General features: G+C 61.6%; 25 protein-coding genes. 10 read left to right on the top strand and 15 right to left on the bottom strand.

Translation table 11 applies throughout. From position 1 onward, the window contains the following. The first annotated feature begins 36 nt into the window (after positions 1-36). Positions 37-1,548, top strand: a complete 1,512-nt coding sequence (locus ACQZ40_RS09075) for an ABC-F family ATP-binding cassette domain-containing protein (RefSeq protein WP_448747805.1) — start codon at positions 37-39, stop codon at positions 1,546-1,548. A 23-nt stretch (positions 1,549-1,571) separates the two neighbouring features. Here the strand turns inward: ACQZ40_RS09075 and ACQZ40_RS09070 are convergent, their stop codons facing one another. The 3 genes from ACQZ40_RS09070 to ACQZ40_RS09060 form a co-directional block, all read right to left on the bottom strand. Then, positions 1,572-2,333: an RES family NAD+ phosphorylase gene (locus tag ACQZ40_RS09070; RefSeq protein WP_448747804.1), complete on the bottom strand. Its 762-nt coding sequence runs from the start codon at positions 2,331-2,333 to the stop codon at positions 1,572-1,574. After that, positions 2,293-2,676, bottom strand: a complete 384-nt coding sequence (locus tag ACQZ40_RS09065; protein ID WP_142843907.1) for an MbcA/ParS/Xre antitoxin family protein — start codon at positions 2,674-2,676, stop codon at positions 2,293-2,295. The genes ACQZ40_RS09070 and ACQZ40_RS09065 overlap by 41 nt, the downstream gene beginning before the upstream one ends. 107 nt (positions 2,677-2,783) lie before the next feature. After that, positions 2,784-3,206, bottom strand: a complete 423-nt coding sequence (locus ACQZ40_RS09060) for an organic hydroperoxide resistance protein (RefSeq protein ID WP_003509379.1) — start codon at positions 3,204-3,206, stop codon at positions 2,784-2,786. A 192-nt stretch (positions 3,207-3,398) separates the two neighbouring features. On the opposite strand from ACQZ40_RS09060, the gene ACQZ40_RS09055 reads away from it, so the two are divergent. Continuing rightward, complete coding sequence (locus tag ACQZ40_RS09055) at positions 3,399-3,857, top strand: MarR family winged helix-turn-helix transcriptional regulator (RefSeq protein WP_078051112.1); 459 nt, start codon at positions 3,399-3,401, stop codon at positions 3,855-3,857. Between the two features lie 236 nt (positions 3,858-4,093). Here ACQZ40_RS09055 and ACQZ40_RS09050 read toward each other — a convergent pair whose 3' ends face one another. Both ACQZ40_RS09050 and ACQZ40_RS09045 read right to left on the bottom strand, forming a co-directional pair. Further along, a complete protein-coding gene (locus tag ACQZ40_RS09050) occupies positions 4,094-4,819 on the bottom strand; it encodes a L,D-transpeptidase (protein ID WP_448747803.1) in 726 nt (241 codons plus the stop codon). A 155-nt stretch (positions 4,820-4,974) separates the two neighbouring features. Then, the gene (locus ACQZ40_RS09045; protein WP_174038899.1) at positions 4,975-5,883 is read right to left on the bottom strand and encodes a L,D-transpeptidase; all 909 of its coding nucleotides are present in this window, start codon (positions 5,881-5,883) and stop codon (positions 4,975-4,977) included. Between the two features lie 167 nt (positions 5,884-6,050). Here ACQZ40_RS09045 and ACQZ40_RS09040 point away from each other — a divergent pair, with 167 nt between their 5' ends. Together ACQZ40_RS09040 and ACQZ40_RS09035 are read left to right on the top strand one after the other, a co-directional pair. Next, positions 6,051-8,792 (top strand): heavy metal translocating P-type ATPase, encoded by a 2,742-nt coding sequence (locus tag ACQZ40_RS09040; RefSeq protein WP_448747802.1) that lies wholly within the window; start codon positions 6,051-6,053, stop codon positions 8,790-8,792. 153 nt (positions 8,793-8,945) lie between these two features. After that, positions 8,946-9,728 (top strand): glycosyltransferase family 32 protein, encoded by a 783-nt coding sequence (locus ACQZ40_RS09035; protein ID WP_161987640.1) that lies wholly within the window; start codon positions 8,946-8,948, stop codon positions 9,726-9,728. Positions 9,729-9,813: 85 nt separating this feature from the next. Here ACQZ40_RS09035 and ACQZ40_RS09030 read toward each other — a convergent pair whose 3' ends face one another. From ACQZ40_RS09030 to ACQZ40_RS09015, 4 genes are all read right to left on the bottom strand, one after another. Further along, on the bottom strand, positions 9,814-10,779 hold the full coding sequence (locus tag ACQZ40_RS09030; RefSeq protein WP_448747801.1) for an alpha/beta hydrolase family protein: 966 nt from the start codon (positions 10,777-10,779) through the stop codon (positions 9,814-9,816). Positions 10,780-10,938: 159 nt separating this feature from the next. Then, positions 10,939-12,564: a cisplatin damage response ATP-dependent DNA ligase gene (locus tag ACQZ40_RS09025; protein WP_448747800.1), complete on the bottom strand. Its 1,626-nt coding sequence runs from the start codon at positions 12,562-12,564 to the stop codon at positions 10,939-10,941. 1 nt (position 12,565) lies between these two features. Then, entirely contained in the window at positions 12,566-13,576 is a 1,011-nt protein-coding gene (locus ACQZ40_RS09020) for a ligase-associated DNA damage response exonuclease (RefSeq protein WP_448747815.1), read from the bottom strand. Between the two features lie 265 nt (positions 13,577-13,841). Then, entirely contained in the window at positions 13,842-15,371 is a 1,530-nt protein-coding gene (locus ACQZ40_RS09015) for an MDR family MFS transporter (RefSeq protein ID WP_448747799.1), read from the bottom strand. A gap of 141 nt (positions 15,372-15,512) precedes the next feature. Here ACQZ40_RS09015 and ACQZ40_RS09010 point away from each other — a divergent pair, with 141 nt between their 5' ends. Together ACQZ40_RS09010 and ACQZ40_RS09005 are read left to right on the top strand one after the other, a co-directional pair. After that, positions 15,513-16,028, top strand: a complete 516-nt coding sequence (locus ACQZ40_RS09010) for a MarR family winged helix-turn-helix transcriptional regulator (protein WP_448747798.1) — start codon at positions 15,513-15,515, stop codon at positions 16,026-16,028. Positions 16,029-16,110: 82 nt separating this feature from the next. After that, complete coding sequence (locus ACQZ40_RS09005; protein ID WP_448747797.1) at positions 16,111-16,770, top strand: glutathione S-transferase family protein; 660 nt, start codon at positions 16,111-16,113, stop codon at positions 16,768-16,770. A gap of 150 nt (positions 16,771-16,920) precedes the next feature. On the opposite strand, the gene ACQZ40_RS09000 is transcribed toward ACQZ40_RS09005, so the two are convergent. Beyond that, positions 16,921-17,541 carry a glutathione S-transferase family protein gene (locus ACQZ40_RS09000; protein WP_078051121.1) on the bottom strand — a complete coding sequence of 207 codons (621 nt, stop codon included), beginning with the start codon at positions 17,539-17,541 and terminating at the stop codon, positions 16,921-16,923. 134 nt (positions 17,542-17,675) lie between these two features. Continuing rightward, positions 17,676-18,674 carry an asparaginase gene (locus tag ACQZ40_RS08995; RefSeq protein WP_448747796.1) on the bottom strand — a complete coding sequence of 333 codons (999 nt, stop codon included), beginning with the start codon at positions 18,672-18,674 and terminating at the stop codon, positions 17,676-17,678. Positions 18,675-18,747: 73 nt separating this feature from the next. Here ACQZ40_RS08995 and ACQZ40_RS08990 point away from each other — a divergent pair, with 73 nt between their 5' ends. Beyond that, positions 18,748-19,500, top strand: coding sequence for a DUF3750 domain-containing protein (locus ACQZ40_RS08990; protein ID WP_448747795.1), 753 nt, complete (start codon positions 18,748-18,750; stop codon positions 19,498-19,500). Positions 19,501-19,504: 4 nt separating this feature from the next. Here the strand turns inward: ACQZ40_RS08990 and ACQZ40_RS08985 are convergent, their stop codons facing one another. Next, entirely contained in the window at positions 19,505-20,848 is a 1,344-nt protein-coding gene (locus ACQZ40_RS08985) for a chloride channel protein (RefSeq protein WP_448747794.1), read from the bottom strand. A gap of 151 nt (positions 20,849-20,999) precedes the next feature. On the opposite strand from ACQZ40_RS08985, the gene ACQZ40_RS08980 reads away from it, so the two are divergent. Further along, entirely contained in the window at positions 21,000-21,272 is a 273-nt protein-coding gene (locus tag ACQZ40_RS08980) for a YlcI/YnfO family protein (RefSeq protein WP_065654276.1), read from the top strand. Beyond that, positions 21,269-21,568 (top strand): type II toxin-antitoxin system RelE/ParE family toxin, encoded by a 300-nt coding sequence (locus ACQZ40_RS08975; protein ID WP_125144693.1) that lies wholly within the window; start codon positions 21,269-21,271, stop codon positions 21,566-21,568. The genes ACQZ40_RS08980 and ACQZ40_RS08975 overlap by 4 nt, the downstream gene beginning before the upstream one ends. A 3-nt stretch (positions 21,569-21,571) precedes the next feature. Here ACQZ40_RS08975 and betA read toward each other — a convergent pair whose 3' ends face one another. From betA to betI, 3 genes are all read right to left on the bottom strand, one after another. Then, positions 21,572-23,221, bottom strand: a complete 1,650-nt coding sequence (betA, locus tag ACQZ40_RS08970; protein ID WP_065654278.1) for a choline dehydrogenase — start codon at positions 23,219-23,221, stop codon at positions 21,572-21,574. Between the two features lie 230 nt (positions 23,222-23,451). Further along, a complete protein-coding gene (gene betB / locus ACQZ40_RS08965) occupies positions 23,452-24,915 on the bottom strand; it encodes a betaine-aldehyde dehydrogenase (protein ID WP_185740721.1) in 1,464 nt (487 codons plus the stop codon). A gap of 30 nt (positions 24,916-24,945) precedes the next feature. Beyond that, positions 24,946-25,566: a transcriptional regulator BetI gene (gene betI / locus ACQZ40_RS08960; protein ID WP_065654279.1), complete on the bottom strand. Its 621-nt coding sequence runs from the start codon at positions 25,564-25,566 to the stop codon at positions 24,946-24,948. 368 nt (positions 25,567-25,934) lie between these two features. Between betI and ACQZ40_RS08955 the strand changes: the two genes are divergently transcribed. Beyond that, positions 25,935-26,165: a ribbon-helix-helix domain-containing protein gene (locus tag ACQZ40_RS08955; RefSeq protein ID WP_078051127.1), complete on the top strand. Its 231-nt coding sequence runs from the start codon at positions 25,935-25,937 to the stop codon at positions 26,163-26,165. The last annotated feature ends 7 nt before the right edge of the window (positions 26,166-26,172 follow it).

The following is a 26,172-nucleotide window of genomic DNA, read 5'->3' as shown; positions in this document are numbered from 1 at the left end:
GGTTCGTCACGGGTCCGTCCTGCCAGAGACGACTTCATGACCATCATCACGCTTCGAAACCTCGGAATCATTCTGGGCAAGCCGCTTTTTTCAAATCTCAGCCTCACGGTGAATGCTGGAGACCGCATCGGCATCGTCGCCGCCAATGGCTGCGGCAAATCCACCCTGCTCCATTGCCTTTCCGGTGATATGGAGCCCACCAGCGGCGATATCACCCGGCTGCGCGGACTGACGCAGTCCATCGTCCACCAGCATCTGCCCTTGCCGCTTATGGAACAGACGATGCGGGACGCCGTGCTTTCCGCCTTGCCGGCGGATACGATCGACAGCGAGAGCTGGCGTGCCGACATTATTTTCGACGCCATGCTGGTGCCGGAGCCGTTCCGCGAGCGCCGCCTGAAAGAGCTGAGCGGCGGCTGGCAGAGGCTTGCCATGCTGGCGCGGGCATGGATCACCGAGCCGGATGTGCTGCTGCTCGACGAGCCGACCAACCATCTCGACCTCGAAAAGATCAATGTGCTGGAAAACTGGCTCGGTGAATTGCCGCGCGATACGGCTGTCATCATCGTCAGCCATGACCGCGCCTTTCTCGACAATGTTACCAGGAGCACGCTGTTCCTGCGGCCGGAAAATTCGGCGCTGTTCCGGCTGGCCTATGGCCACGCACGGGCGGTGCTGGAAGAAGAGGATGCCGCCGATGAGCGGCGTTTCCAGCGCGACATGAAAACCGCCCAGCAATTGCGCCGTCAGGCCGCCAAGCTGAACAATATCGGCATCAATTCCGGCAGCGATCTTCTGACCGTCAAGACCAAGCAATTGCGTGAGCGGGCGGAAAAGATCGAGGAAAAGGCCCGGCCCGCCCATATCGAGCGATCCGCCGGCAAAATCCAGCTCGCCAATCGCGGCACCCATGCCAGGGTTCTGGTCACTCTGGAAGACGCGCCGGTCTCGACGCCGGACGGAACAGTGCTGTTTCGCACCGGCCGGCAATTTGTCCGTCAGGGGGACCGCATCGTCATTCTCGGCCGCAACGGCGTCGGCAAAACGCGGCTGATGTCGCTTCTGCAGGCGGCCGTATCGGGCGCAGGCCAGATAGACGGCATCAAGGCCACGCCCTCGCTGGTGGCCGGATATGTCGACCAGTCGCTCGCCGAGATCGATGACGACAGCACGCCCGTTTCGCTGCTATCCCGCCGCTTCGATATTGGCGACCAGCGCATCCATGGCCTGCTCGCGGGCGCGGGCATCAACATGGAAATGCAGAAACGCCGCATCGCCGCGCTTTCCGGCGGGCAGAAGGCGCGGCTTGCCATGCTGGCGCTGCGGTTGGCGGAGCCGAATTTCTACCTGCTGGACGAGCCCACCAACCATCTGGATATTGAGGGGCAGGAAGCGCTGGAGGCGGAAATCATCAGCCGTGAGGCCAGCTGCGTGCTTGTCTCGCACGACAGGAGTTTCGTGCGGACGGTCGGAACCCGCTTCTGGCTGATCGAAAAGCGCAGGCTGGTGGAAGTCGATGATCCGGAAGGGTTTTTCGCCTCGGCCTGATGGACTTGACAAGCAAACGCCCGTCAGCCCAAAAGGCTGGCGAGGCGTGGATCGCCGGCGAAATCCAAAACCGCAAAACCCGTTCTGCGCATCGGAAATTCGCAGAGCGCCTGCACCCCCGTTTTCGACAGGTGGATACGCCAGCTCATCCGTTCCACCGGCGTCTTCGCGGCAAAAGCCTTCGGCGACAGAACAGCGATGTTGAGGCCGCCGGCGGGGTCGCGTACCGAGCGATAGAGGATAGCCTCGATCTTCGCCAGACTCGCCTGATCGGCCAGCGCCTGGCATGGCTCGTAATTCTGCAGATCGGTCCACAGGCGAGCATCCCGGCTCAGTTCCGGTTTCGTCAGGTTGAGCGCCGCATCGGTAGCGATACGGGCGGCGAAGGCGGAATAGTCGGCGGGATTGGCGGGCAGCGGCGTGCCCGGCGATTCGGCATAAAACAGCAGCCGGTAAAAGGCCATTTCGGCGAGCGCCGTCTCCACCTTCTGGGCGGCGTAATAAACGCCTTCGGTATAGCCCGCGCGGCGGAAGCGCGAACCATGCGGATAGGCGGCTCCATACCGGAAGGGCGTGGCGAGAAGATAATCGAAACCGGCGCATTCCGGCGGAAACGGCCGCTTGCTCGTCTCCAGAATATCTTCCAGCAGCGATTGCTCCTCCACCGTATCCACCAGTTTCATGGTGGAGACCTGATGCTGCGCTTCCACCAGCCGCCAGTATTTTCCCGATACGGCGCGTTTTTCAGACAGGAGCGCGTCGGGCGTCCAGATAGGAGAGGACATCGATCAATCCGGTAATGGTGGTCAGTTTGTCGGCAGGCACGGCGTTCAGCGCAACATTGTGATTGCGCAGCCAGTTTTTCGCCACGGCCTCATCGCCGCCGGCAATCGCATCCAGCGAGCGGAAAACCCGGATCAGCAGCACCGCCAACTCGAAGGATTTGGCGCCCGGCTCCAGCAGGAAATCGAGCCGTTTCATGCGCGACACGGTGGGGGCGGAAACGCCGAGAATATCAGCCGTGCGCGCGGCATTCAGGCCCAGCCGCTCGGCGGCGGCGATAACGGCCTTGGTGACGACCCTGCCCTGCGAGGCGGTATCCATGGCGCTCTTGGCGTGAATATTCATGGCGCATATCCTTTCCTTGGAAAGAATATAGCATTTTTCTTTCTGAAAACAAGAAGGCCGGGATGAACCCGGCCCCATTGTTCAGATAGATAATTACACGAATTCGATCAGGCCACTGAGACCGGCACTTCCGTGGAGGTGCGCATGGCGTGGCTGTACGGGCAAACGATGTGAGCGGCGGCAACCAGCTTTTCGGCGACTTCGCGCTCAACGCCCGGAATATTGGCCTTCAGCGACACTTCGATGCCGAAGCCGCCGCCGTCTTCGCGTGGGCCGATGCCGACGGTTGCCGTCACAGTCGTGTCTTCAGGAATCTTTACCTTTTCCTTGCCGGCAACGAATTTCAGCGCGCCCAGGAAGCAGGCGGAATAACCGGCTGCGAAAAGCTGTTCCGGATTGGTGCCACGGGCGCCATCGCCGCCCAGCTCCTTCGGAACGGTCAGCGTCACGTCGAGAACGCCGTCTTCCGACTTGGCGTTGCCGGCGCGGCCACCGGTGGCGGATGCTTTGGTCGTGTAGAGAATGGGCATGACATTTACTCCTTCGGGTTGGTGTTGGGCATCTTATAACGCACAATTAAATTGTGCGCAATATAGTTTTGCACATTGAATGAGATTTTGTTTTTTGCGATAATTTTCACGAAATTTCGCCGCGCATCCATGCGGCAGGAACCGAAAGCGGGGGCTGATTGTTCCCTTCCCGGTTGATTTTGGAGCAGGAAAATGGACGCAGAGGGCGACGAGAAGAAGATGGAAAGCCTGTTGAGGCTGGACCAGCAGATATGTTTTGCCCTTTATGGCGCGGCACACGCCTTCACGCGCGCCTATAAGCCGCTGCTTGATCCGATCGGGCTCACCTATCCGCAATATCTCGTCATGATGGCGCTATGGGAAAAAGAGACATCCACCGTCAAGGCGCTCGGCGAAATGCTGGGCCTCGATTCGGGCACGCTGTCGCCGCTGCTGAAAAGGCTAGAACATGCGGGGCTGATCACCCGCAAGCGCGGCACGGTGGATGAGCGGCAGGTGCTGGTGGCCCTGACACCGAAGGGCGCGAACCTCAAAAAAGAGGGCGTGAAGATCATGGCGGCAATCGGCAGCGCGACTGGCTGCGGGCTGGAAGAGCTGGTGCAGATTCGCGACCGGGTGAATGCGCTGAAGGACAATCTCAGCCGTCAGTGATCTCGAAAAAAACAGGGCGCAACATTTCCACGTCATGCCGGACTGGATCCGGCATCCAGCCACGGCGCGTCTGCGCCGTGAAAGAGTCATTTGCGATCAAGGACTTGATCGCGCTGGACCCCGGATCAGGTCCGGGGTGACGGTGTGCGGATGAGACATTTTCGCCCATCGTTTTGCCACCGGGAGCAATACCAGGCGGCCCCAGAGGCCGCCTTCTTATGCAAGGGAAGTCCGGCTTACTGCCAGACCACCACACGCGCCTTCTGCGGCACGCGGTCGTAAAGGTCGATGACGTCCTGGTTCATCAGGCGCACGCAGCCGGAGGAGACGGCCTTGCCGATGGAGTTCCATTCCGGGGAGCCGTGCAGACGGTAGAGCGTATCCTTGCCGTTCTGGAAGATATAAAGCGCGCGGGCGCCGAGCGGGTTTTTCAGGCCCGGCGGCATGCCACCGTTCTTGGAGGAATATTTGACCAGTTCCGGCTGGCGGGCGACCATTTCGTCCGGCGGGGTCCATTTCGGCCATTTCTGACGCCACTGGATGACGCCCTCGCCCGACCAGGCGAAACCTTCGCGGCCGATGCCGACGCCATAACGCATGGCGCTGCCGCCCTGCTCCACCACATAAAGGAAGCGCGAGCGCGTATCGACAACCACGGTGCCGGGGCGTTCGCCGGTCGGGTCGACAACCCGCTGGCGGTAATAACGGCGGTCGATTTTCTGATAGGGGACGGCGGGAATGACGTAACCGCCATCCTCAACCGAGCCGTACATGACGGCCAGTTCCGCATCGCTGACGCCCGGCGAAAACATCTGCCGGAAATCGCTGCCGATGGCGCTTGCCTGCTGGCGAATGGCGTCTCCCGTGCCCGACGAGGCGCAGCCTGCGAGAAGCGAAGCGGAGGAGATGCCGAGAAAGGAAAGGAAGGTGCGTCTGGAAAGATCTGTGTCGGTGCTTGTCATAAGGCCGGTTTGTCCCACATTTCGAACGGCTATATCGCCGTTGTACGTCATTTGTTCCGTTTCATGCGTATTGCGAAAATAGTTAACCGACCGCTAAAAGCCAGTCACAAGGCGCTGGCGGAATGGGTCCAATATCTCTTTCTTTTAGAACGTGTTCAGATAACCACAATCTGCGCCCCCTGCGGCACACGCTCGTAGAGATCGATCACATCCTGATTGAGCATGCGCACGCAGCCGGAGGACGTCGCCTTGCCGACGGATTGCCAGTCCGGCGTGCCATGCACGCGGTAAAGCGTGTCCTTGCCATCCTTGAAGATATAAAGCGCACGCGCGCCGAGCGGGTTGTTGAGACCGGGCGTCATGCCGCCATTGGCGGCGGAGATGGAGGCGAGCTCCGGCTGGCGCTTGACCATTTCATCGGGCGGCGTCCAGCGCGGCCATTTCGCCTTCCACTGGATCTTGCCACGGCCCGACCAAGCATAACCGTCGCGCCCCAGCCCAACGCCGTAACGGATCGCCTTGCCGCCGGACTGCACGAGATAGAGAAAATGCTGTCTGGTATCGACGATAATCGTGCCGGGGGCTTCCGCCGTCTGGTAGCTCACTTCCTGCCTCAGATAACGCGGATCGATGCGGCCATAGGGAATGGCCGGCAGCGAGCGGTCCTCATCGCGGATCGGGCCATACATGACCCGGTGCAGCGGATTGGAGACAGGCAGGCCATAGGCCATCGCCTGACCCTGCGGCTGCTGCGCGTTATAACCCTGCACCTGCGGGGCTTGCAGCCCCTGCCCGCGCACCGGCGGACCGTATTCCTGATGGAAGCGGGTTCTGAACAGATCCGGCGGGCGTGTCGAAAGCTGGCCCGGCTGCGGCGGCAGTTCCGGCTGGCGATTGGAGCTGACGGAGTTGAAATTGAATACCGGCGCCGTTTCCCTGACGAAAACATCCGGGTCCATCCGGGTCGTATCCGTCACGAAAAGGCAGCCGCTCATGAGAGGCAGCAGGGCAAGCCCCGCCAGAGAGGCCGCCCGGCGACCGTTTTTCAAAAGGAGTGCTATCATCTGAACCGCTTCATGGAATCCAATCTGCCGGCATGATGAACCGTGCGGCTGGCGCGAAGCTGGCGTCGGTTTTTCAAAAAAAATCGAAAAACCGCATTTTTGCTCTTGAAGCTCTAGTTGCTAGAGGTGCCAGATTGGCTGTCGACTGGAATTCAGGAGCGGAAACCATGAATATTTCGACAGGCATAAACATCAAGGGCAAAGACGGGGAGCCACTGACCTTCTCCGTTGGCGGCATGGATTGCGGCAGCTGCGCGGCGAAAATCGAAACCGCGCTTTCCCGCCTGCCGGGCGTTGCCGACGTCAAGGTTTCCGTTGCGCGCGAAAGGCTGAACCTTTCGCTGGCCGAAAGCAAAACCTCGGTCGAAAAAATCGAAGACACGCTGCGCAAGCTCGGTTTCAAACCCGCTTTGCTGCCACAGGAAAAAGTCTCCCGCGCAAAAGTCGAAGCGGATCATCACGGCCACGGCCATGAGGACCACGATCATTCGTCCTGCGGCGGCCACCATGCCGATACCGGAGCGAGCGCCGACAGCAGCAATGCGCTGACCTTTTCGGTCGGCGGCATGGATTGCGGCAGCTGCGCCGCCAAGATCGAGACCGCGCTTTCCCGCCTGCCCGGCGTTGCCGACGTCAAGGTTTCCGTTGCGCGCGAAAGGCTGAACCTTTCGCTTGCCGAGAGCAAAACCCCGGTCGAAAAAATCGAAGACACGCTGCGCAAGCTCGGTTTCAAGCCGGCCCTGCTGCCGCAGGAAAAGACCGCGCGAGAAAAAGCGGCAGATCACAATCACGACCATGATCACGGGTCATGCAGCGGCCATCACCACGACCATGATCATTCAGATCATGACCATTCGGGGCATGACCATTCCGCGCACGATCACGCGTCCTGCGGCGGGCATGATCATGACCACTCCAAGCATGACCATTCTGGTCACGATCATTCCGGCCACGACCATGCGGGCCATTCGCATGGCTCCGCTCCGGCGGCTGCAGTGCAGAGCGCGGAAGTGGGGCACGCCCATGGCGCGGATGAAAAAGGCGCGTGGTGGCGCACTGCAAAGGCGCGCAACACCTTCACCGGCACCGTTCTGGTCGCCATCGCCTATGCGGCGGAACTGAGCTTCCCGGCATGGGGCGGTTACGCTTTCATCATCGCCACGCTGGTCACGCTCTTCCCCATCGCGAAGAACGCCTTCAACGCCGCCCGTTTCGGCGCGATCTTCACCATCGAAATGCTGATGACGATTGCCGCCATCGGCGCGATCATCATCGGCGAGGCGGAAGAGGCGGCCATCGTCGTGTTGCTCTTCTCCGTCGGCGAATTGCTGGAAGGTTTCGCGGCTGCCCGCGCACGCTCGGGCATCAAGGCGCTCGGTTCGCTGCTGCCGAAAACGGCTCTGGTGGAGGAAAACGGCGCGCTGCGACAGGTTGCGGCCGATCAGGTGCGCATCGGCCAGGTGGTCGTGGCGCGTCCCGGCGACCGTATCGCCGCCGATGGCGTTGTCATGGAAGGCCAGTCCAGCGTCGATGAATCGCCGATGACCGGCGAGAGCATCCCCGTCGCCAAGGAAAAGGGCGCGCGCGTCTTTGCCGGCTCGATCAACCACGACGGATCGCTGCGCATCCGCGTCGACCGCGCGCCGGAAGACAACACCATTGCCCGCATCATCACGCTCGTCGAGGAAGCGCAGGATGCGCGTGCGCCGACCGAGCGTTTCATCCAGAGCTTCTCGCGTTATTACATGCCGCTGATCGTGGCGATCTCGGTGCTCACCATCATCGTGCCGCCGCTTGTCGGCCTCGGCGACTGGGATACGTGGATTTATCGCGGTCTCGCCCTGCTGCTGATCGGTTGCCCCTGCGCGCTGGTCATTTCGGTTCCCGCGGCCATCGCCTCCAGCCTTTCGGCCGCGGCACGCCACGGCATGCTGGTGAAGGGCGGCGCGGTCATCGAAATGCTGGCGCGCACCGAAACCGTCGCCTTCGACAAGACCGGCACGCTGACGCTCGGCGAACCTGTCGTGACCGACGTGGTGGCGCTTGACGGCAACGACGCAGAGCTGATTGCGCAGGCCGCAACCATCGAGCACGAATCGAGCCATCCGCTCGCCCGCGCCATCGTCAATCATGCCGAAAAGCTGGGCGTGAAGCCCCTGCCCGGCTCCAACATCAAGGCGATTTCCGGTCGCGGCATGCAGGGCAATGTCGGTGGGAAGGAGCTGTTCATCGGCGCACCGCGTTTTGCGACGGAGGTCGGCACCCTCTCGAAGGATCTTGCCGACCGTATTTCCGCGCTGGAAAGCGAAGGCAAGACGGTGGCGGTCGTGATGACCGGCGGCGCGGCAAGCGGCCTCTTCGCCATGCGCGATGAGCCGCGCAAGGATGCGGCCGAAGGCGTGAAAGCGCTGAAGGAAATGGGCATTTCCTCGCTGATGCTGTCGGGCGACAATGCCCGCACGGCGCGCGCCATCGGCAACAAGCTGGGCCTTGAGGCGCGCGGTGAACTCTTGCCGCAGAACAAGGTCGAGGAAATCCGCAAGCTTGCCGAAAAGAAGACCGTGGTGATGGTGGGCGATGGCATCAACGATGCGCCTGCCCTTGCGGCGGCAAGCGTCGGCGTCGCCATCGGTTCCGGAACCGATGTTGCGATGGAAGCGGCGGATGCGGCGCTGATGCGCAACAATGTCGGCGACGCCGCCCGCCTGATCGGCCTGTCGCGCGCCACCATGAGCAACATCCGCCAGAACGTGACCATCGCGCTCGGCCTGAAGGCGGTCTTCCTTGTCACTACCGTCACCGGCGTTTCGGGCCTGTGGCTCGCCGTTTTCGCCGATACCGGCGCGACGGTTCTGGTGACCGCCAATGCCATGCGGCTGCTCGGCTATTTCAACCGCAACAAGGGCTGACATTCCATTCGCATGCAAGACGGCCGGGTCTCGTCAATCGAGGCCCGGCCGTCTCATTTACGGCATATTGACAAACTAATTGCGTCCAATAAATACCGCGTACCGCCGTTTCCACGTGCGTGACAATCGATTCCACGCGCAGGAGCGCTGAACTTGGCAAAGCATGGCTATAACCGCATCGCGTACCGCGCGATCAAGATCGGTGGAAACATCGCCAAGGTCATCTTTTCCATCGATTTGTTCATCCGGCCCGGCAGAAGAAAAACGCTTCCGCAATATCAGCCAGCCAGACGCAGCCCGAAATCGGAAAAGGCCATTCCCCGCATCATCTGGCAGACGAATTACTCCAACCGGGTAACGACGCCGATCTATGCGAATTTCCTGTTCAACCGTTGGCTGACGCCGGAATTCGAATATCGCTACCATGATGACGAAGCGTGCCAGACCTATATCGACCGGCATTTTCCCGGACGTTACGCCGACGCCTTCCGTCGCCTGCAGGTGGGTGCCGCCAAGGCGGATTTCTGGCGTATTCTGGTGTTGTTGCAGGAAGGCGGCATCTATCTCGATATCGATTCCAATTTTGCGGCCCGCCCCGAGGATGTGATCGGCTCGCAGGAAGAGGCCGTTTTCATCGCCATGAAAAGCGGCGAGATCACGAATTACTTCATGGCCTCCAGGCCCGGCCACCCGGCGCTCAGGCTGATGGCCGACCGTATTTCCCAGAATATCGAAGATGGAACGCTCGCCAGCGTCTATGACATGACCGGCCCGACGGTGGTGCATGCCGTCGTCAAGGAGCTCGGCCTGCCGGTCCGCAATTACCGCGAAATGTGCACCCAGGGGCAGTTCACCAATAAGCGCGCCCAATATGCCGACAAAAAAGACGGCGCATGGTGGGCGGAGCAGGCAAAGACGTCCATCGTCAAGAACTAGGGCATCTGCGGTAAACGTGCGAAGCGGTTTTACCGGACATGCTCCTGAACCTCAGACGTTCCTAGACAGCGGCACAGTTCGCATTTCAAACGAAGGCGTTGAAAAGGCGGATGCTTTCCTCGACCGCATGCGGCACCACGCCGTTATGGGTGCCGGGCAACAGCTTCCTGTCGACCTTGAAGCCGGATGTCAGGGCGCGATCCACGAAAAGCTGGTGATCGGCATCGAAAGGCCGCTCCTCCGTGCCGCGTAGAAGCAGCGCCGGACATTTGAGGCTGGGGCCGAAACAGACGGAGGAGCGCATGATGAATTCGCGCTCGTCGGTCTCGTCGAAACAGATCTCGTCGCTATAGCGGTTGAAATAACGCCAGGAATTGACGCCGGCGGATATGGGTGCCGCGGCGCGGAACCTGCGGCTCATGGCGGCCAGAAGCGTCAGCGTGCCGCCATTGGAATGGCCGGCGATGAAGAAGCGGTTTCTGTCGATGCCGGGAAGGTTTTCCAGATAGGTGGCCGCCGCCAGCGCATCCGCCGTTTCGTCATAGAAACCGGAATAATTGCCGCTCTGGCCGTTTTCACCACGGAAGGACGGCAGAAGCACGACATAGCCCGCTTCCCAATAGGGCTTCATCAGCGCCCAATGGCCGTCTCCGGTGGCGTTGCCGCCATGGAGGAAAAGTACGGCGGGCTTAAGCGTTTTTGACGGCTGGTAGTGGGAGAGCCAGGCGACAAGCTCGATGGAGCCATCCGGCCCGCCGGGATAGGTGACACGTTCCGCCCCGGGCGGCGTGCCGAGCGCCGAGGATTTTTCCGGCGCAGCCATTTTTCGCAAGAGATGGGTGTGGAACCGTTTGCGTGCCTCCGCATAATCCTGCCGCTCCAGCGGCAACACCTCGGGCGCGGCAATGCCCGCTTTCGCACGCGGTGGTAAAAATGCGGCCGCCGACAGCCCCATGGCGCCGGCCAGCAGGCTTCGCCGGGTCAGGCTCGGCAAGATGGTGCCGCTCTCTTCCTGTCCGAAGGCTGAAGAAAGAAAGCGTTTGTCTGCCATATGGTCACCTGAAGGGATGGTTGTAACAGCAGTTCAACACTGCGGCGGGAGGCTGTCCAATCACGGATTCGCGAATGACAACAATGTATTCGCAGCCATCATGGCAATTTCTGGACAGAATCTTCCCCGTTTCCGTGCCTGCCACGGAGGATGAGGGGCCTACACTTCCACGCCATCGATCATCGCCACCAGCGTCGAGAGCCTGTCCGCCTCCGCCGGCAGCTTGTCGGCGCGCAGCCGCGCAATGCGCGGAAACCGCATGGCGACGCCGGATTTGTGGCGGGTGGAACGGTTGATGCCCTCGAAGGCCACCTCCAGCACGAAACCGAAATCCGGTGTGGCGCGCACCGCCCGCACCGGGCCGAAACGCTCCACCGTATTGTCGCGCACGAATTTGTCCAGCACCTCCAGCTCCGCATCGGTGAAGCCGAAATAGGCCTTTCCAACCGGTACGAGCTGTTCGCCGTCCTCGCCTTCCGCCCAGACGCCGAAGGTGAAATCGGAATAATAGCTAGAGCGCTTGCCGTGGCCGCGCTGCGCATACATCATCACGGCGTCGATATTATAGGGATCGCGTTTCCACTTGAACCATGGCCCCTTGGCGCGGCCGGCCTGATAGGCGCTGTCGCGGCGCTTGATCATCACGCCCTCGATCACCGGATCGGGAGGGGCGGCGCGCAGCGTGTCGAGTTCCTGCCAGCTGGAAAAGCCGATCAGCGGCGAGAGGTCGAAACGGTCATGCGGCGCGTGCTCGATGATATCCGACAGGCGGCCGCGGCGCTCCATGTAGCTTTCGGTGCGAATATCGCTCTCGCCATCAAACAACAGGTCATAGGCGCGAATGAAGGCTGGATAGTCATCCAGCATCTTCGCTGTCACCGACTTGCGGTTAAGCCGCTGCTGCAGGTCGGAAAAGGTGCGGGTGAGATTGTTGGAGCGCGCTGTGCCGCCGATCAGCAACTCGCCATCCATCACGCCTTCGAAATCGATCGCCTCCAGAACATCGGGAAAGGCGCCGGAAATATCGTCGCCGGAGCGGGAGTAGAGTTTTCGCGTGGCGCCTGCGCGGGAGAGCTGCACGCGAATGCCGTCCCACTTCCATTCGGCGGCGTAATCGGCCGGGTCCAGCGCATCGAGGTCGCCATCCGCCACCGGCGTTGCCAGCATCACCGAGTGGAAGATGGCGGGCGTCGCCAGTACCGGACGATCAGACTTGCCCTCAAGCCAGGCGAAAAGCGGCGTATAGGGCGGCGTCAGCCCGTGCCAGAGGGTCTCGATTTCGGTGATGTCTTTCCCGGCGAAATCGGCCAGCGCCTGCCGTGCCAGCCGCGCCGAAACGCCGATGCGCAGGCTGCCGGTGGCGAGTTTGAGAAAAGCGAAACGCGAGGATGTATCGAGCCGGTCGAGAAGATCGCGCACTGCGCCGCGCACCTCCGTGCGGCCGAGTGAATTCATCAGTGTCACGACGTCGCCGAGGCGCGGGTCCTGGGCCTCTGCATCATCCGCGCCGCCAATATTGCCCCAGACCAGCGAAATGGTCTCGGCCAGATCGCCAACATAATCATAGGAATAGCGGAACAGAACCTCATCCATCCGCTCCAAGACCAATTCGCGCAGCAGGGCCGGTTTGACGCTTTTGAGGTCCAGCGTGCCGGCAATCGCCGCCAGCCCGTGGCCTCGGTCTGGATCGGGCGTATCGCGGAAATAATCGGTCAGCAGCTTCAGTTTGCCGTTGCGCGAAGGGGTGAGAACGAGGCGGTCGAGCAGCGTGGCGAAGGCTTTCATCTCAATCCCCCTCATCCTCGTAACCGACAAGATGCAGCGGCTTGGCGGCAATGCCCTGCAATTGACACCAGCGCACCAGCGCCTCCTCACGGCCATGGGTGACCCAGACGGCCTGCGGGGAAATTTCCCTGATCGTCTCCAGAAGTTCCGGCCAGTCGCAATGGTCTGATATCACCAGCGGCAGCTCCACGCCGCCCTGTTTGGCGCGTTGCCGCACCATCATCCAGCCGGAAGCGAAGGCAATCAGCGGTTCGTTGAAGCGCCGCGCCCAGCGCTCCTGAAACGCCGAGGGCGGACCGACGACGATCGCGCCCTTGAAGGCGGAAGGATCGCTTTTTTCGAGCGTGGCCGGGCGCAGATCGCCGAGATCGATGCCCTGCGAGACGTAATAATCGCAAAGCCGCGCCAGCGCGCCGTGAATATAAATGGGATCGGAATAACCGTTGTCCCGCAAAAGCCGGATGACGCGCTGCGCCTTGCCCAGCGAATAGGCGCCGACAAGGTGCGTCCGCTCGGGAAACTGTTTGATGGAGGTGAGCAGCTTGCCGATTTCCACGCGCGGCAGCGGATGGTGAAACACCGGCAGGCCGAAGGTGGCCTCGGTGATGAAGACATCGCAGGGAACAGTCTCGAAGGGTGCGCAGGTGGGATCGACGCCGCGCTTGTAATCGCCCGATGCGACGATGCGCAGGCCGTTCATTTCCACCGAGATTTGCGCCGAACCCAGCACATGGCCGGCGGGATGGAAACCGGCGGTGACGCCGTTCACCTCCACCGTCTCGCCGAATGCCACCGCCTGCTCGCTGCCGCAGAAATCCTCACCGTAACGGATACGCATGATATCCAGCGTCTGGCGCGTGGCCAGTACCGCGCCATGGCCGGCGCGGGCGTGATCGGAATGGCCATGGGTAATGAGCGCCCGCGCCACCGGGCGCACGGGATCGATATAAAAATCGCCCGCCGGGCAATAAAGGCCCTTGGGCGTGGAGTTCAGGAGCTGTTCCGGCTTCATTTTCATTGAGATAGGGCCGCCCGCGCGAATGTAAAGTGCTGCGAGCATAACGCGGAACGGGCGTTAAATTTCCAGCGGCGGTGTTTTTGTTTTGTAAGCATCTCCCGTCATTCCGGCCTTGAGCCGGAATCTAGCAGTCGCGCGTCTGCGCGGCGGGAAGAGCTCTCTCAGCCCAAGGACTTGGGCTGACTGGATACCGGCGCAAGGCCGGTATGACGGAGGAGAGGTTTCAGCACAAAACCAGCATTCACAACTGCCTACCTGCCTACTCCCCCGCCCCTTCGGCCGGCTTCGCCTGCGCCGCCGCCGGCAGTCGCACCGGTTTCAGCATCAGCGCCGCCGCAAGGCCGATGGCGGCGGTTGCGGCTGCGGCGAAGAAGAGCGGCGTAAACGCATCCGAATAGAGCGAGGCGACGGCGGCCTGCGAGGCCGCCGGGAGTTCGGAGAGCATTTTCGGCGTCAGTTCCTCGATCTTGCCGACGCCGGGAATATCGACCGCCACGCCCTTAAGGCTCGATGACACGATGGCGCCATAGACCGAAATGGCAATGGCAGCGCCACCCATGCGGGTCAGCGTCACCGCGCCGCTCGCCGCACCGATATCCGCCTTGGGCGCGGAATTCTGCACGCCGATGATCGGCGCCTGCTGGCCGAGGCCGACAGCAAAGCCTTGTGCCAACATGAGGACCGCAATCACCCAAAGCGGCGTTCCCGCATGCATCTGCGTGAAGAGCAGCATGGCGATGACGTTGATGGAGAGACCCGCCACCGAGAAGGGCTTGTAGACGCCGGTGATCGAAATCAGCCGTCCCGCCGAAAGCGAGCCCATGACGATGCCGCCGGTGACGGCGATGAAGAACAGGCCGGCATGGGGGGGCGAAAGCCCGGTCGTGGTCTGCAGGAACAGAGCATAATAATTGACCATGCCGATACCGATGCCGCCGCTGGTCAGCGACACGATCATCAACAGCGGAAAGGTGCTGTCCTTGAAGAGACGCAGCGGCACCACGGGTTCCGGCGCGCGGCGTTCCACCTGCACCCAGAGAAAGGCGGCGATGACGGCGAAAGCGATGATGCCGAGGCTGGGGCCTGCAATCAGCGAGCCGAACAATTCGCTGCTGTCTGCCCAGAAGACCACGCTGGCAATGGTGGCCGCCAAGAGCACCGCGCCGAGATAATCGATCTTCGGCTGGCGGGCCGGACGACGGTACGGCAGCATCAGCGCCAGCCCTGCAATCACGATAATGCCAAGCGGCAGGTTGATGAGGAAGATCGACCGCCAGCCGAACAGGTCGCTCATCGTGCCGCCGAGGATCGGGCCGACACTGCCTGACGCCATGATGGTGAGGCTGGAATAACTCTGGTAGCGGGCGCGCTCGCGCGGTTCGAACAGATCCGCATTGACGGAAAAGATCGACACCATGATGCCGCCGCCGCCAAGCCCCTGCAACACGCGGGCGGCAATTAGGCTGTCCATCGACCATGCCAGCCCGCAGGCGAGCGAGCCGAGCGTGAAGATGACGACCGCCGCGATCATCACATATTTGCGGCCGAACAGATCGCCGAGCTTGCCGTAGACAGGCATGACGGCGCTTGTCGCCAGAAGATAGGCCGAACCGATCCAGCCGAAACGCTCCAGCGCACCGAATTCGCCGACGATGGTGGGCAATGCTGTCGATACGATCTGGTTATCGAGTGTCGCCATGAACATGGCCAGCATCAGGAACAGAAAGACGATGAGCCTGCGCCGATGATCCGACACAAGCGGCGCCACGGGGGCGGTGGACATATCCATGAAAAATCTCGTTGGCTTCCGGCGGTTTTGCTGCGACAATTTGTGTGCTATCAGCATATATATGTCAATGGCAAGTTTTTGACATCTGTGCTAATGCCGCTAAATGTGATCGGAAAACAGCATCGAAAGGGACGATGAAGCGTGGCGACTGAGGAAAACTGGAACGAGGATCTGCCCGAGGACATCAAGCGGATCGGCAATACGATGACGCGCATGCGCATCATGATCGGCCGCCGCATCATCGGCCGCATGGCGCTTGCCAAGCTCGCTCCGGGTCTCGAACTTTCCCATATCGACGTTCTCGATATTCTGCGCCGGGCGGAAGGCGATGTTACCGTGGGTGCGATTGCCGAGGGCATGCGCATCGATCCCTCACGCGGCAGCCGGGTGGTGGCGGATATGGTGGGGCGCGGCCTGCTGAAACGCGGCGTCTCCCAGGAAGACGGCCGCCGCAGCATTGTCGAAATCACGCCGCTCGGCACCAGTCTTTTGCAGGAAATGCGCCGGACGAAGATGAGCGTCATCGAGGACGTGATGGATGGATGGCCCGCGGAGGATGTGGAGACATTCGCACGCCTGTTCGAACGCTTTATCGACCGTTTCGAAAATCGTCTGTCGCCGGATACGGACTTCTTCACGGATCAGAAAAAATCATAGCTGCCCCGGCGATCTGCAACTTCACTTTAAAACGACGAAACCGTAACGTGCCGCGCATCGAACTGGTCAAGGGGTAATTTCGATGTTGACGATCTACGGTGTCTACCGTTCCCGTGCCACGCGCACGTTGTGGCTTGCGGTTGAACTGGGCATAGAATTCAAGCATGTGCCCGTGATACAGGCCCGCCGCCTTGCCGATCCGCTGGCTGCGGATGCGCCGCTCAACACGCTGTCTCCCGCATTTCTCGCCGTCAACCCGATGGGCACCATTCCCTGCATCGAGGATGACGGCATGGTGCTTTACGAATCCATGGCCATCAATCTCTACCTTGCCCGCAAATATGGCGGGCCGCTCGCCCCCATCGACCTGAAGGAAGATGCGGCGATGCTGCAATGGTCCTTCTTTGCCGCCACCGAAATCGAGACCAATTCGCTGAAGATTTCCTCCGCCATCGCCGAAGGCCTCTCGGAAAGCGATAGCGGCAAGGCCGTGATCGATGTCGCCGCCCGGCTGCTGAAGCGCCCCTTCCGGGTGCTGGAGCAGCACCTTTCCAGCCACGACTATCTGGTGGGCGACCGTTTCACCGTCGCCGATCTGAACGCGGCGGAAATCGTTCGTTACGCCCAGGGCCACAAGCCGCTGTTCGATGCCCATCCGGCGCTGAAAGCCTGGTTGGATCGCTGCCAGGCCCGCACAGCGTTCAAGACCATGTGGGATACGCGTGCGGCCGAGGCGGCCTGAGCGGTTAAGCCGCTTTTCCCTCCGTCATGCCGGACCTGATCCGGCATCCAGCCAGCCCAAGTCCTTGGGCTGAAAGGACTCTTCTAGCCGCGCAGACGCGCGTCGGCTGGATTCCGGCTCAGGGCCGGAATGACGGAAATACTGAGCCCCTCAGCCCCTCTCGCCCGCCAGCGCCCGCTGCACCGCCGGGCGGTCGTTCATGCGGCGGAAGTGGTCGTGTACCTTCGGGAAGCGGGCAATATCCACGCCATCGCTTTCCAGCCAGCCGGACATGACGAAAAGATAGGGATCGGCAACCGAATAGGCCGTGCCCAAAACCCATGGGCCGTGCAGCATGCCGTGCTCGATCAGTTCGAAGCACTCGCCCATGGTCTGCGGCACTTTCGCCTTCATATCGGCCAGCGAACTATCCTCATTCGCCCAGCGGCTGCCGCGCCGGCCATGCGCGTGGGCGACATGCACGGTGGAGGAAATGAAGGCGTTGAACGACTGCATCAGCGCGAATTCGAATGGATCGTCGAGCGGCGCGAGCTTCTTTTCCGGCGCCATCTGGGCGATGAAGGCGAGGATGGCGGGCGTCTCCGTCAGCACGCCGCTTGCCGTGGCCAGTGCGGGCACGCGGCCCTTCGGATTGATCTTTAAAAATGCCTCGGAGCGTTGCTCGCCCTCCGCGAAATTGACGCGGTGGGCCTTGTAAGGCAGGCCGGATTCCTCAAGCACGATATGGCTGGCGCGGGAGCAGGAACCGGGGGAGAAGAACAGTGTGAACATGGATATGCGACCTCCAAAGCAATGAAGCGTCCGTTTCTTCCTCATGCGGACGCCGCCCCTCGGCGGCCATGGGATGACCGTCACACGCAGGGCACGTCATCATCGTGCCCGCAACCGGCCGCGTCAAAGGTTATTTAAAGCCCGACGACTCTGACATCGCCGACATGGATGCCGTTCCAGTTGCGCATCTGCCGGTTCGCCATGCCGCTCAAAGCCTGTTGCTCGGCGCTGCCTTCATCGAAATAGCGGGCCAGCAGTGCCGAGACCATGGCTTCCGCCGCCCGCGTCGTGCCGTCTTCGCATTTCACCGCCATGGCAATGCCCTTTTCCGGCAGGGCGGCGACGAAGACGCCTTCAGCGCCGGTCTTTGCGAAGATTTTTCCCGGCGCGATCTGCATCAGTTTTGTGCAGGCGCGGCCGGTGCCCGCCACGTAAAAGGGCTCTGCCATGCAGGCCTCGACGAGACGGCGCGAGGCTTTCGCACGGCCCGCTTCCAGCCCTCTGCCCGTCGCCATCTTTGCGAAACCGTGCGCCAGCCCTTTGAGCGGAACGGCATAGGTGGGGATGGAGCAGCCATCCACGCCGCAATTGTCCTGACCGAGAGCAGCACCCGTCAGGCTTGCCATCGTGGCGCGGATTTCCTGCTGCAGCGGGTGATCGTAACCGACATAGCCCTTGGGGTCAGTGCCGGTGTGGCAGCAGGCGCAGATGAAACCGGAATGTTTGCCGGAGCAATTATTGTGAAGCGCGGTCGGCTTTTCCAGCGTGCGGGCCTGATGGATGATGGTTTTCTGGTCGGAAGACCAGTGCGCACCGCATTCCAGCGTATCGGCATCCCTGCCCGCCTTCGCCAGCATCGAAGCGGCGAGCTCCACATGCGCGTCCTCGCCGGAATGGGAGGAGCAGGCAAGCGCCAGTTCGCGGTTGCCGAAGCCGTAGGCATCCGCAGCGCCGCTTTCCACCAGCGGCAGCGCCTGCATGGCCTTGCAGGCGGAACGCGGAAAGATGCCGCGCTCGATATCGCCCGCCGAAAACAGCACGCCGCCATCGCCATCCACCACCACGGTAAGGCCATGATGGCGGCTTTCCACGAGGTTGCCGCGGGTGACTTCGACGGTAACGGAATTGTTCATTTTCGCAGCCTCAAAAAATTCTGATTTCATGTGGTTGATACCGCAATTGATTTTTCGATGCACGGGGCTGTTCGTGAAATTTGCAAAACGTCTGCTGCTGGCGATTGCCGTTATCTATCTGCTTCCCGCGCTGGCATCGGCCGGGCTGTGGGCCATGAAAGACCATCCGCGCGGCTGGAACGCCGCAAGATGGTCGTCCTCCGGCATGCTGCCGGCGGCGTCCAGCAACGGCGAAGCCGCCGTCTACGTCTTTTCCGCCATGACCGGCGGTTTCAAAGGCTCCGTCGCCAGCCACGCCTGGGTCGTGCTGAAAAAGCCGGGTGCCGCGAGCTATGACCGTTATGACAAGGTGGGCTGGGGCACGCCGATCCGCCGCAATGGTTATGCGGCGGATGCCTTCTGGTATTCCAACACGCCGCGCCAGGTGGTGGCCATTCATGGCACGGAGGCGGAAAAGCTGATCCCGAAGATCGAAAAGGCGATTGCCGATTACCCCTATGGCAAGCCGGGCGGCTATCGCATCTATCCCGGCCCCAACTCCAACACGTTCGTCGCGCATGTGCTGCGCAGCGTGCCCGAGCTCGGCGTCGTGCTGCCGCCGGACGCGGTCGGCCGCGACTATCTGCCGGACGGCGCGTTTTATCACATCGCCGATGACTGGAAGGATGCAAGCGTTTCGCTCGGCGGCCTGTTCGGCGTTTCGGCGGGTGCGCGCAGCGGTTTCGAGATCAATTTTCTCGGTCTTGTCGCCGGCATCGATTTCAGCCGGCCCGGCGTAAAGATACCGGGGCTCGGTTACTTCGGCGTGGCGGGCATCCGCGCATAAGCGGTTAGGTTTCGCTGGCCTGAGCGGCGCGCCGGGCGCGGATGCTCTGGGCGATGAAGACCCGCGACAGGCCATGATAAAGCGGCTCGCGGGAGAAAAGCCGCGATGTCAGATACCCGAGCATCGATGCGGCCATGATGGGCATGACGCCTTCATGATTGCCGGTCATTTCAAGAATGATGACAAAGGCCGTCATCGGCGCCTGCACCACGCCGGCAAAATAACCCGCCATGCCGACGATGGCGCCAAGGCCGATGCTGGTGCCGAGCAGGGTGGCCATGGTGCTGCCGAAACCCGCGCCCACCGACAGCGACGGCGCGAAAATGCCGCCCGGAATGCCCGACATCATGGCGAGGAACGTCGCCGCCAGTTTTTCGATGAAGAAGAATGCCGGCGCGGCCTCGCCCTCGATTGCCGCGCGTGCCTGTTCGTAACCGGTGCCGAAGGTCGCGCCGCCAGTCGCGATGCCGAGGACGGCGGAGGCAAGGCCGCAGGCGGCGGCGACCGCCAGCATTCGCTTCAGCGGCATGGCCTGGGCGAAGCGCCGGATGCGGGCGGAAAGACGCAAGGCGCCTGCGCTGAACAGCGCACCGAACGCGCCGCCGCCAATGCCGCAAACCAGCACCAGTAGCCAGTCCATCGTCGTTTTCGCCATCACCGAACTGGTGCCGAAATAGGTATAGCTGCCGACCAGCGCCAGCGAAGCGAGGCCCGACAGGATGACGGCAGTGAGAACGAGGCCATTGGCGCGGGATTCATAGGTCTTGCTCATTTCCTCGATGGCGAAGACGATGCCAGCGAGCGGCGTGTTGAAGGCCGCCGCGATGCCCGCCGCCGAGCCAGCGAGAATGAGACCCTTCGCCTGCGCCATGCCGCCCCAGCGGGCGGCCTGCAGCATGATCGAGGCGCCAACCTGAACGGTCGGGCCTTCACGGCCGATGGAGGCGCCGGACAAAAGCCCGGCCACCGTCAACACCACCTTACCGAAAGCGAGTTTCAGCGACAGAAGCCGCGAACGGTCCGCATCTTCCCGCAGGTGCCGCGCGGCGATGGCCTGCGGAATGCCACTGCCGCCGGCATTGGGGAAAACAGTGATCGCGAGCCAGGCGCAGAGCGTGAAGCCGAGCGGCGTGATGATGAGCGGCAGCAGAAACGCCCATTCGCCCGATGATGTCGCCGCAAAGAAAAGGTGCTGGGCCCGATCCGCCGCCCACGCAAACCCGACGCTGATAAGGCCAACGGCAATCGCGCCAATCCAGAAAACCGCCCTCGGCCTCCACACCCGCCACGAACCCCACACAACACGGGAACGGCGGAGCATCTTCAGCTTTTTGTAGTCGACGGGCATGGCGGTCCAGATCGGTGATTTTGGTATTGTTTCTCGGGCGGGATGCCCGTTTATCTGCCTCCCTGGGCTCGATTGCAAGGTTTTGCATTTGACAGGTCGCCCCTATCGGCGCATTCTTTGCATCGCAATTGCAACGCACGGAGACGTAGACATGAAAACGGCAACGATCCCTTCGCTGCGGGTGACGGCGGATTTTCGCGAGGCTGCTGAAAGCGTGCTGAAGGAAGGCGAGACGCTTTCTTCCTTCGTTGAAGAGTCCGTGCGCAGGCAGGTGGAAATCCGTAAATCCCAGGCGGAATTCATTGCGCGCGGGCTGGCGTCACTCGAAGAAGCGGAGCGCACCGGCGTTTATTATAGCACCGACGATGTTCTTTCGATGATGCAAAAGAAACTTGATGCTGCGAAAGCCGCGAAGCGGAAATGACGTATGAGCTTCGCTATACCGAAGAAGCCTTGGCTGATTTTGATCGCATCTATGATTTTCTGATCGCCTACGACATCGACGTGGCTGAGAAAGCGATCCGCGCCATAAGAGCAGGACTGGAGATTCTCGGCGATTTTCCTTTCAGCTGCCGCAAGGCATCCCCGGAAAACAGCCTGATACGCGAACTCCTCATACCGTTCGGTTCATCAGGCTATATCGTGCTGTTCCGCATTGATGGCCCGAAAACCGTCACCATTGCCGCCGTCCGCCACCAGCGCGAGGACGATTACCATTGATCCTTACCGGTCGCTCACGGCCGCGCGCGGGTTTACCCACGGTTCCTGATTGGAGCGCGGCAGCGGGGTTTTGCCGAGAATGTGGTCCGCCGCCTTTTCGCCGGTCATGATCGATGGGCCGTTGAGGTTGCCATAGGTCACATGCGGGAAGATCGAGCTGTCCGCCACCCGCAAACCCTCGACGCCAATCACCCGGCATTCGGGATCGACGACGGCCATCGGGTCGTCCCTGTCGCCCATGCGGCAGGTGCCGCAGGGGTGATAGGCGCTTTCCAGATGTTCCCGCAAAAAGGCGTCGATCTCCTCATCCGTCTCCACATTTTCGCCGGGCTGGATTTCCGGTCCGCGAAAATCGTCAAAGGCTTTCTGGCTGAAGATATCGCGCGTCAGGCGCACGCAATGGCGGAATTTTTCCCAGTCTTCCGGGTGGCTCATATAGTTGAAGCGGATGACCGGGTCGTCATGTGGGTCTGCGGAACGCAAGGTAACATTCCCGCGCGATTTCGACAGGTTGTAACCTACATGCACCTGAAAACCATGGCTTTTCGCCGCCGCTTTGCCATCATAGGAAATGGCAACGGGCAGGAAATGATACTGGATGTCAGGCTGCTTCAGACCGGCTGCTGAGCGCAGGAAAGCACAGGCCTCGAACTGGTTGGAAGCGCCAAGCCCGCCTTTCGACAGCAGCCATTGCGCACCCGCCACGCCCTGCCAGAACCATGGCAGCCAGGAATAAAGCGAGACCGGCTTGGTGGAGACCTGCTGGAAATAAAACTCCATATGGTCCTGAAGGTTCTCGCCCACGCCCGGGCGATCCGCCTTCACCTCGATGCCCATGTCTTTCAGGTGCGCGGCGGGGCCGATGCCTGAGAGCATCAGCAGTTTCGGCGAATTGAAGGAGGATGCCGAGACGATGACCTCGCGATTGGCCGTAATGGTTTCCACCACGCCCTTGCGCTCGATCTCGACGCCAACCGCGCGGCCATTCTCGATGACGATCTTGCGGGCGAAACCGTTGACCAGCGTGACATTGCCGCGCTTCAGCGCCGGTTTGAGATAGGCATTCGCGGCGGACCAGCGACGGCCATTGTGGATGGTCTGCTCCATCAGGCCGAACCCCTCCTGCTTGGAGCCGTTGTAATCGTCGGTCAGTTCGAAACCGGCCTCAGCGCCCGCCTGAATGAAGGCGTGGAACAGCGGATTGTTGACCGGGCCGCGCTGCACATGCAGCGGCCCGTCCGTGCCGCGCCAGCCTTCTTCGCCGCCATGGCTGTGTTCCATGCGCTTGAAGTAAGGCAGCACATCCGCATAGGCCCAGCCATGCGCGCCAAGCTCTTCCCAGCGGTTGAAATCCTCAGCATGGCCGCGCACGTAAACGAGGCCGTTGATGGAGGACGAACCGCCGATAACCTTGCCGCGCGGGGCCGTGATGCGGCGATTGTCGAGGTTCGGCTCGGGCTCGGAGAGATAGCCCCAATTATAGCGCTTCATGCTCATCGGCCATGCGAGTGCGGCCGGCATCTGGATGAAGGGGCCGAAATCCGAACCGCCGGCCTCGATGACGATCACCGAATAGCGGCCGTCTTCCGACAGGCGATAGGCGATGGCGGAGCCTGCGGAACCCGAACCGACGATGACGTAATCTGCTTGCATGATCTGCTCTCTCCGATGAGCGTTGGTTCCGATGACCGTATGCGGCTGGGGTTTCACCCCCCTCTGCCCTGCCGGGCATCTCCCCCTCAAGGGGGGAGATCGGCAAGCGGCGCTACCGCCGCTTCATTCGCTGACGTTGAGATGGGCGCGACCTCGCCGCATATCGATCTCCCCCCTTGAGGGGGAGATGTCCGGCAGGACAGAGGGGGGTAAGCCCCACCCGCCACGCTTCAATAAGGCGCGTCCACCTTCCCCGTGCTCACATAAACCGTCTTCAACTCACTATAATGCTCCAGCGCAGCCGCCGAATTCTCTCGCCCGAAGCCAGATTGCTTGGAACCGCCGAAGGGGATTTCGACCGGGCAGAGATTATACGTATTGATCCACAGCGTGCCCGCTTCCAGCTGGTCGACCACGCGATGGGCGCGGGCGAGATCGGCGGTGAAGACGCCGCCGGCGAGACCGAATTCGGTGGCGTTGGCGCGGGTAAGAACCTCGTCTTCATCGTCGAAATCCAGCACGCACATGACAGGCCCGAAGATTTCCTCGCGGGCGATGGTCATGTCGTCGGTCACATCGGCGAAGACGGTCGGCTGCACATAAGCGCCCTCGCCCGAGACGTTGTTGGGAATGCCGCCGCCGGTGATGAGCGTCGCGCCCTCTGCCTTACCCTTTTCGATATAGGAAAGTACCTTCTCCTGCTGGGCCCTGGAGACCAGCGGGCCGAGATGGGTGGCGTAGTCGAGCGGATCGCCGAGGATCATCGCCTCCGTGCGGCGCTTCAGATTGTCGAGGAAACGCTCCTTCGCCTTTTTCTGCACGAAGACGCGGGTGCCGTTGGAGCAGACCTGGCCGGAGGAATAGAAGTTGCCGAGCATGGCCCCGCCGACAGCGCTTTCGATATCGGCGTCGTCGAAGACGATCAGCGGCGACTTGCCGCCGAGTTCCATGGTCACGTGCTTCAGATGCCCGGCAGCGGCGGCGGCCACCTTGCGGCCGGTCGGGACTGAGCCGGTAAGCGAGACCTTGGCTACATCCGGGTGGTTAACGAGCAGCGGGCCGGTATCGCGATCCCCCTGGATGACGTTGAACAGGCCTTTGGGCAGGCCGGCTTCGATGAGGATTTCGGCGATCTTCAAGGCGCCGAGCGGGGTGTTTTCCGAAGGCTTGAAGACCATGGCATTGCCGGCGACCAGCGCAGGCGCGGCCTTCCAGCAGGCGATCTGCTGCGGATAGTTCCACGCGCCGATGCCGACGCAGACGCCGAGCGGCACGCGCTTGGTATAGGCAAAATCGCCGCCGAGGGGGATGTAATCGCCGTTCAGCGCGGAAGGGGCGATGCCGCCGAAAAATTCGAAGGCATCCGCGCCGGAGGTCGGGTCAGCGACGATGGTTTCCTGAATGGGCTTGCCGGTATCCAGCGTCTCCAGCGTGGACAACGCATCGTTGCGCTCGCGCATTATATCGGCGGCGCGTTTGAGGATGCGGCCGCGCGCCATCGGGCTCATCGCCGCCCATTCCTTCTGCGCACGTTTGGCCGAGGCGATGGCGCGCTCGACGATGGCGGGTGTTGCCGCATGCAGCCGCGCGATCACCTCGCCGGTGGCCGGGAAGATGCTCTCGAACGGCGTGCCGGTCGTGTCTTCGACATAGTCCCCGTCGATGAAATGCGAGGCTTTCGGCTGCGCCTTCAGCGGCGTCGCGATGGTCATGTCGAAGTCTCCTTAAAGAACGCGGATGGACGGCTTTGGGCGCTGTCCATCGGGAAATGATTTGAGCTGCATGTCGAAATAATCCTCTACAAGCGCCGGTGCGGAGGCAAGGCCGAGCGGGGCAGAGCGCAGGCTGTGGCGAATATAAAGCCCGTCAATCAGGGCGGCCGCGCCCTCCGCGATGCGCGCGGCATCGTCCGGCGGGCAGAGCCGGTTGAGGCTTGCCATGAGGTTGGAGCGCAGGCGGCGCGAATAGAGCACGAGCAGGCGGCGGGTTTCTTCCGAGCGCTGCGCCTCGACATAAAAGGCGAGCCACGCCGCCACCGTTTCGGGCGTGAACTGGTCGCTCTGGAAGGAGACATGCACGATGGCGCTCAGCCTTTCGCGCGGGCCGGAAGCGCGGGTCAAAGCCGCGACCGCATCCCGCCTGAGATCGCGCAGCAGGCTGCGAATGGTTTCCAGCAGAAGCTGCTGCTTGCTGCCGAAATAATGATGCGCGAGCGCCGCCGACACGCCCGCCTCCCGGGCGATATCCGACATCGTCACATTCAGCGAACCATGGTGGCCTATGGTGCGAAGCGCCGCATCCACCAGCGCCTTGCGGCGCAGAGGCTCCATTCCGATCTTGGGCATAAGCGTCTCCTTAATGGTCGCAAAATATTCTTGATTGATCGATCAATCAATAAAAAACGCGCCATTTTATGTCGCTGATTTGCGATGGATCATATTTTCCGCCGACGGACAGTGATAGTTTCGCAGGCATCGGCCAGCGCGGCGAGCCCCATGCTGCCGCCCGGTTCACGGGGGAAAAACTAAACCGTGATATACTGCGAATTGGGAATGGAATGCGTTTCGTGCTAATATCGCTGATGATACAAATTTCGCTGGAAGCGGCGCCAGACGAAAGACGATAAAAACGCCCGCCTAGACCACGACGGCGCCCGATCCGTAAACCGGACATCGAAGGACCGATCGCAGCGTTTAAAGAAGGGAGTGATATCATGCCAATGGTAACAGTATCGATTTCCCCGGAACAGGCAGCAAGGATGCGTGAGGCCGTGAATTGCGGAGCCTATGCTTCCGGCAGTGAGGTCGTTCGTGAGGCCCTGCGCCTGTGGGCGGCCTCCACCGCGCACGGAGCGGCTTCAAGACCAGCGGCGGATGCGGACCGGGAGCGGCTCAACGTTGCGGACCTTTACGCCGCACACACCGGACATGCGCGAAGGGCCTGAACCGCCG

The organism is Agrobacterium sp. 16-172Ci, from assembly GCF_053522725.1.
This window is presented reverse-complemented; position numbering and strand designations above follow the sequence as displayed.

Bases quoted from the DNA above. Each gene is read 5' to 3' on its own strand.
- ACQZ40_RS09070 (WP_448747804.1), bottom strand. From the start codon at position 2,333: ATGTCCTCTCCTATCTGGACGCCCGACGCGCTCCTGTCTGAAAAACGC.
- ACQZ40_RS09000 (WP_078051121.1), bottom strand. From the start codon at position 17,541: ATGTTCACACTGTTCTTCTCCCCCGGTTCCTGCTCCCGCGCCAGCCAT.
- ACQZ40_RS08985 (WP_448747794.1), bottom strand. From the start codon at position 20,848: ATGCCCGTCGACTACAAAAAGCTGAAGATGCTCCGCCGTTCCCGTGTT.
- ACQZ40_RS09050 (WP_448747803.1), bottom strand. From the start codon at position 4,819: ATGACAAGCACCGACACAGATCTTTCCAGACGCACCTTCCTTTCCTTT.
- ACQZ40_RS08980 (WP_065654276.1), top strand. From the start codon at position 21,000: ATGAAAACGGCAACGATCCCTTCGCTGCGGGTGACGGCGGATTTTCGC.
- ACQZ40_RS09020 (WP_448747815.1), bottom strand. From the start codon at position 13,576: ATGAAGCCGGAACAGCTCCTGAACTCCACGCCCAAGGGCCTTTATTGC.
- betA (WP_065654278.1), bottom strand. From the start codon at position 23,221: ATGCAAGCAGATTACGTCATCGTCGGTTCGGGTTCCGCAGGCTCCGCC.
- ACQZ40_RS09060 (WP_003509379.1), bottom strand. From the start codon at position 3,206: ATGCCCATTCTCTACACGACCAAAGCATCCGCCACCGGTGGCCGCGCC.
- ACQZ40_RS08995 (WP_448747796.1), bottom strand. From the start codon at position 18,674: ATGAACAATTCCGTTACCGTCGAAGTCACCCGCGGCAACCTCGTGGAA.
- ACQZ40_RS09065 (WP_142843907.1), bottom strand. From the start codon at position 2,676: ATGAATATTCACGCCAAGAGCGCCATGGATACCGCCTCGCAGGGCAGG.
- ACQZ40_RS09015 (WP_448747799.1), bottom strand. From the start codon at position 15,371: ATGGATATGTCCACCGCCCCCGTGGCGCCGCTTGTGTCGGATCATCGG.
- ACQZ40_RS09075 (WP_448747805.1), top strand. From the start codon at position 37: ATGACCATCATCACGCTTCGAAACCTCGGAATCATTCTGGGCAAGCCG.
- ACQZ40_RS09025 (WP_448747800.1), bottom strand. From the start codon at position 12,564: ATGAAAGCCTTCGCCACGCTGCTCGACCGCCTCGTTCTCACCCCTTCG.
- ACQZ40_RS09005 (WP_448747797.1), top strand. From the start codon at position 16,111: ATGTTGACGATCTACGGTGTCTACCGTTCCCGTGCCACGCGCACGTTG.
- ACQZ40_RS09055 (WP_078051112.1), top strand. From the start codon at position 3,399: ATGGACGCAGAGGGCGACGAGAAGAAGATGGAAAGCCTGTTGAGGCTG.
- ACQZ40_RS09045 (WP_174038899.1), bottom strand. From the start codon at position 5,883: ATGATAGCACTCCTTTTGAAAAACGGTCGCCGGGCGGCCTCTCTGGCG.
- betI (WP_065654279.1), bottom strand. From the start codon at position 25,566: ATGCCCAAGATCGGAATGGAGCCTCTGCGCCGCAAGGCGCTGGTGGAT.
- ACQZ40_RS08975 (WP_125144693.1), top strand. From the start codon at position 21,269: ATGACGTATGAGCTTCGCTATACCGAAGAAGCCTTGGCTGATTTTGAT.
- ACQZ40_RS09040 (WP_448747802.1), top strand. From the start codon at position 6,051: ATGAATATTTCGACAGGCATAAACATCAAGGGCAAAGACGGGGAGCCA.
- ACQZ40_RS09030 (WP_448747801.1), bottom strand. From the start codon at position 10,779: ATGGCAGACAAACGCTTTCTTTCTTCAGCCTTCGGACAGGAAGAGAGC.
- ACQZ40_RS08955 (WP_078051127.1), top strand. From the start codon at position 25,935: ATGCCAATGGTAACAGTATCGATTTCCCCGGAACAGGCAGCAAGGATG.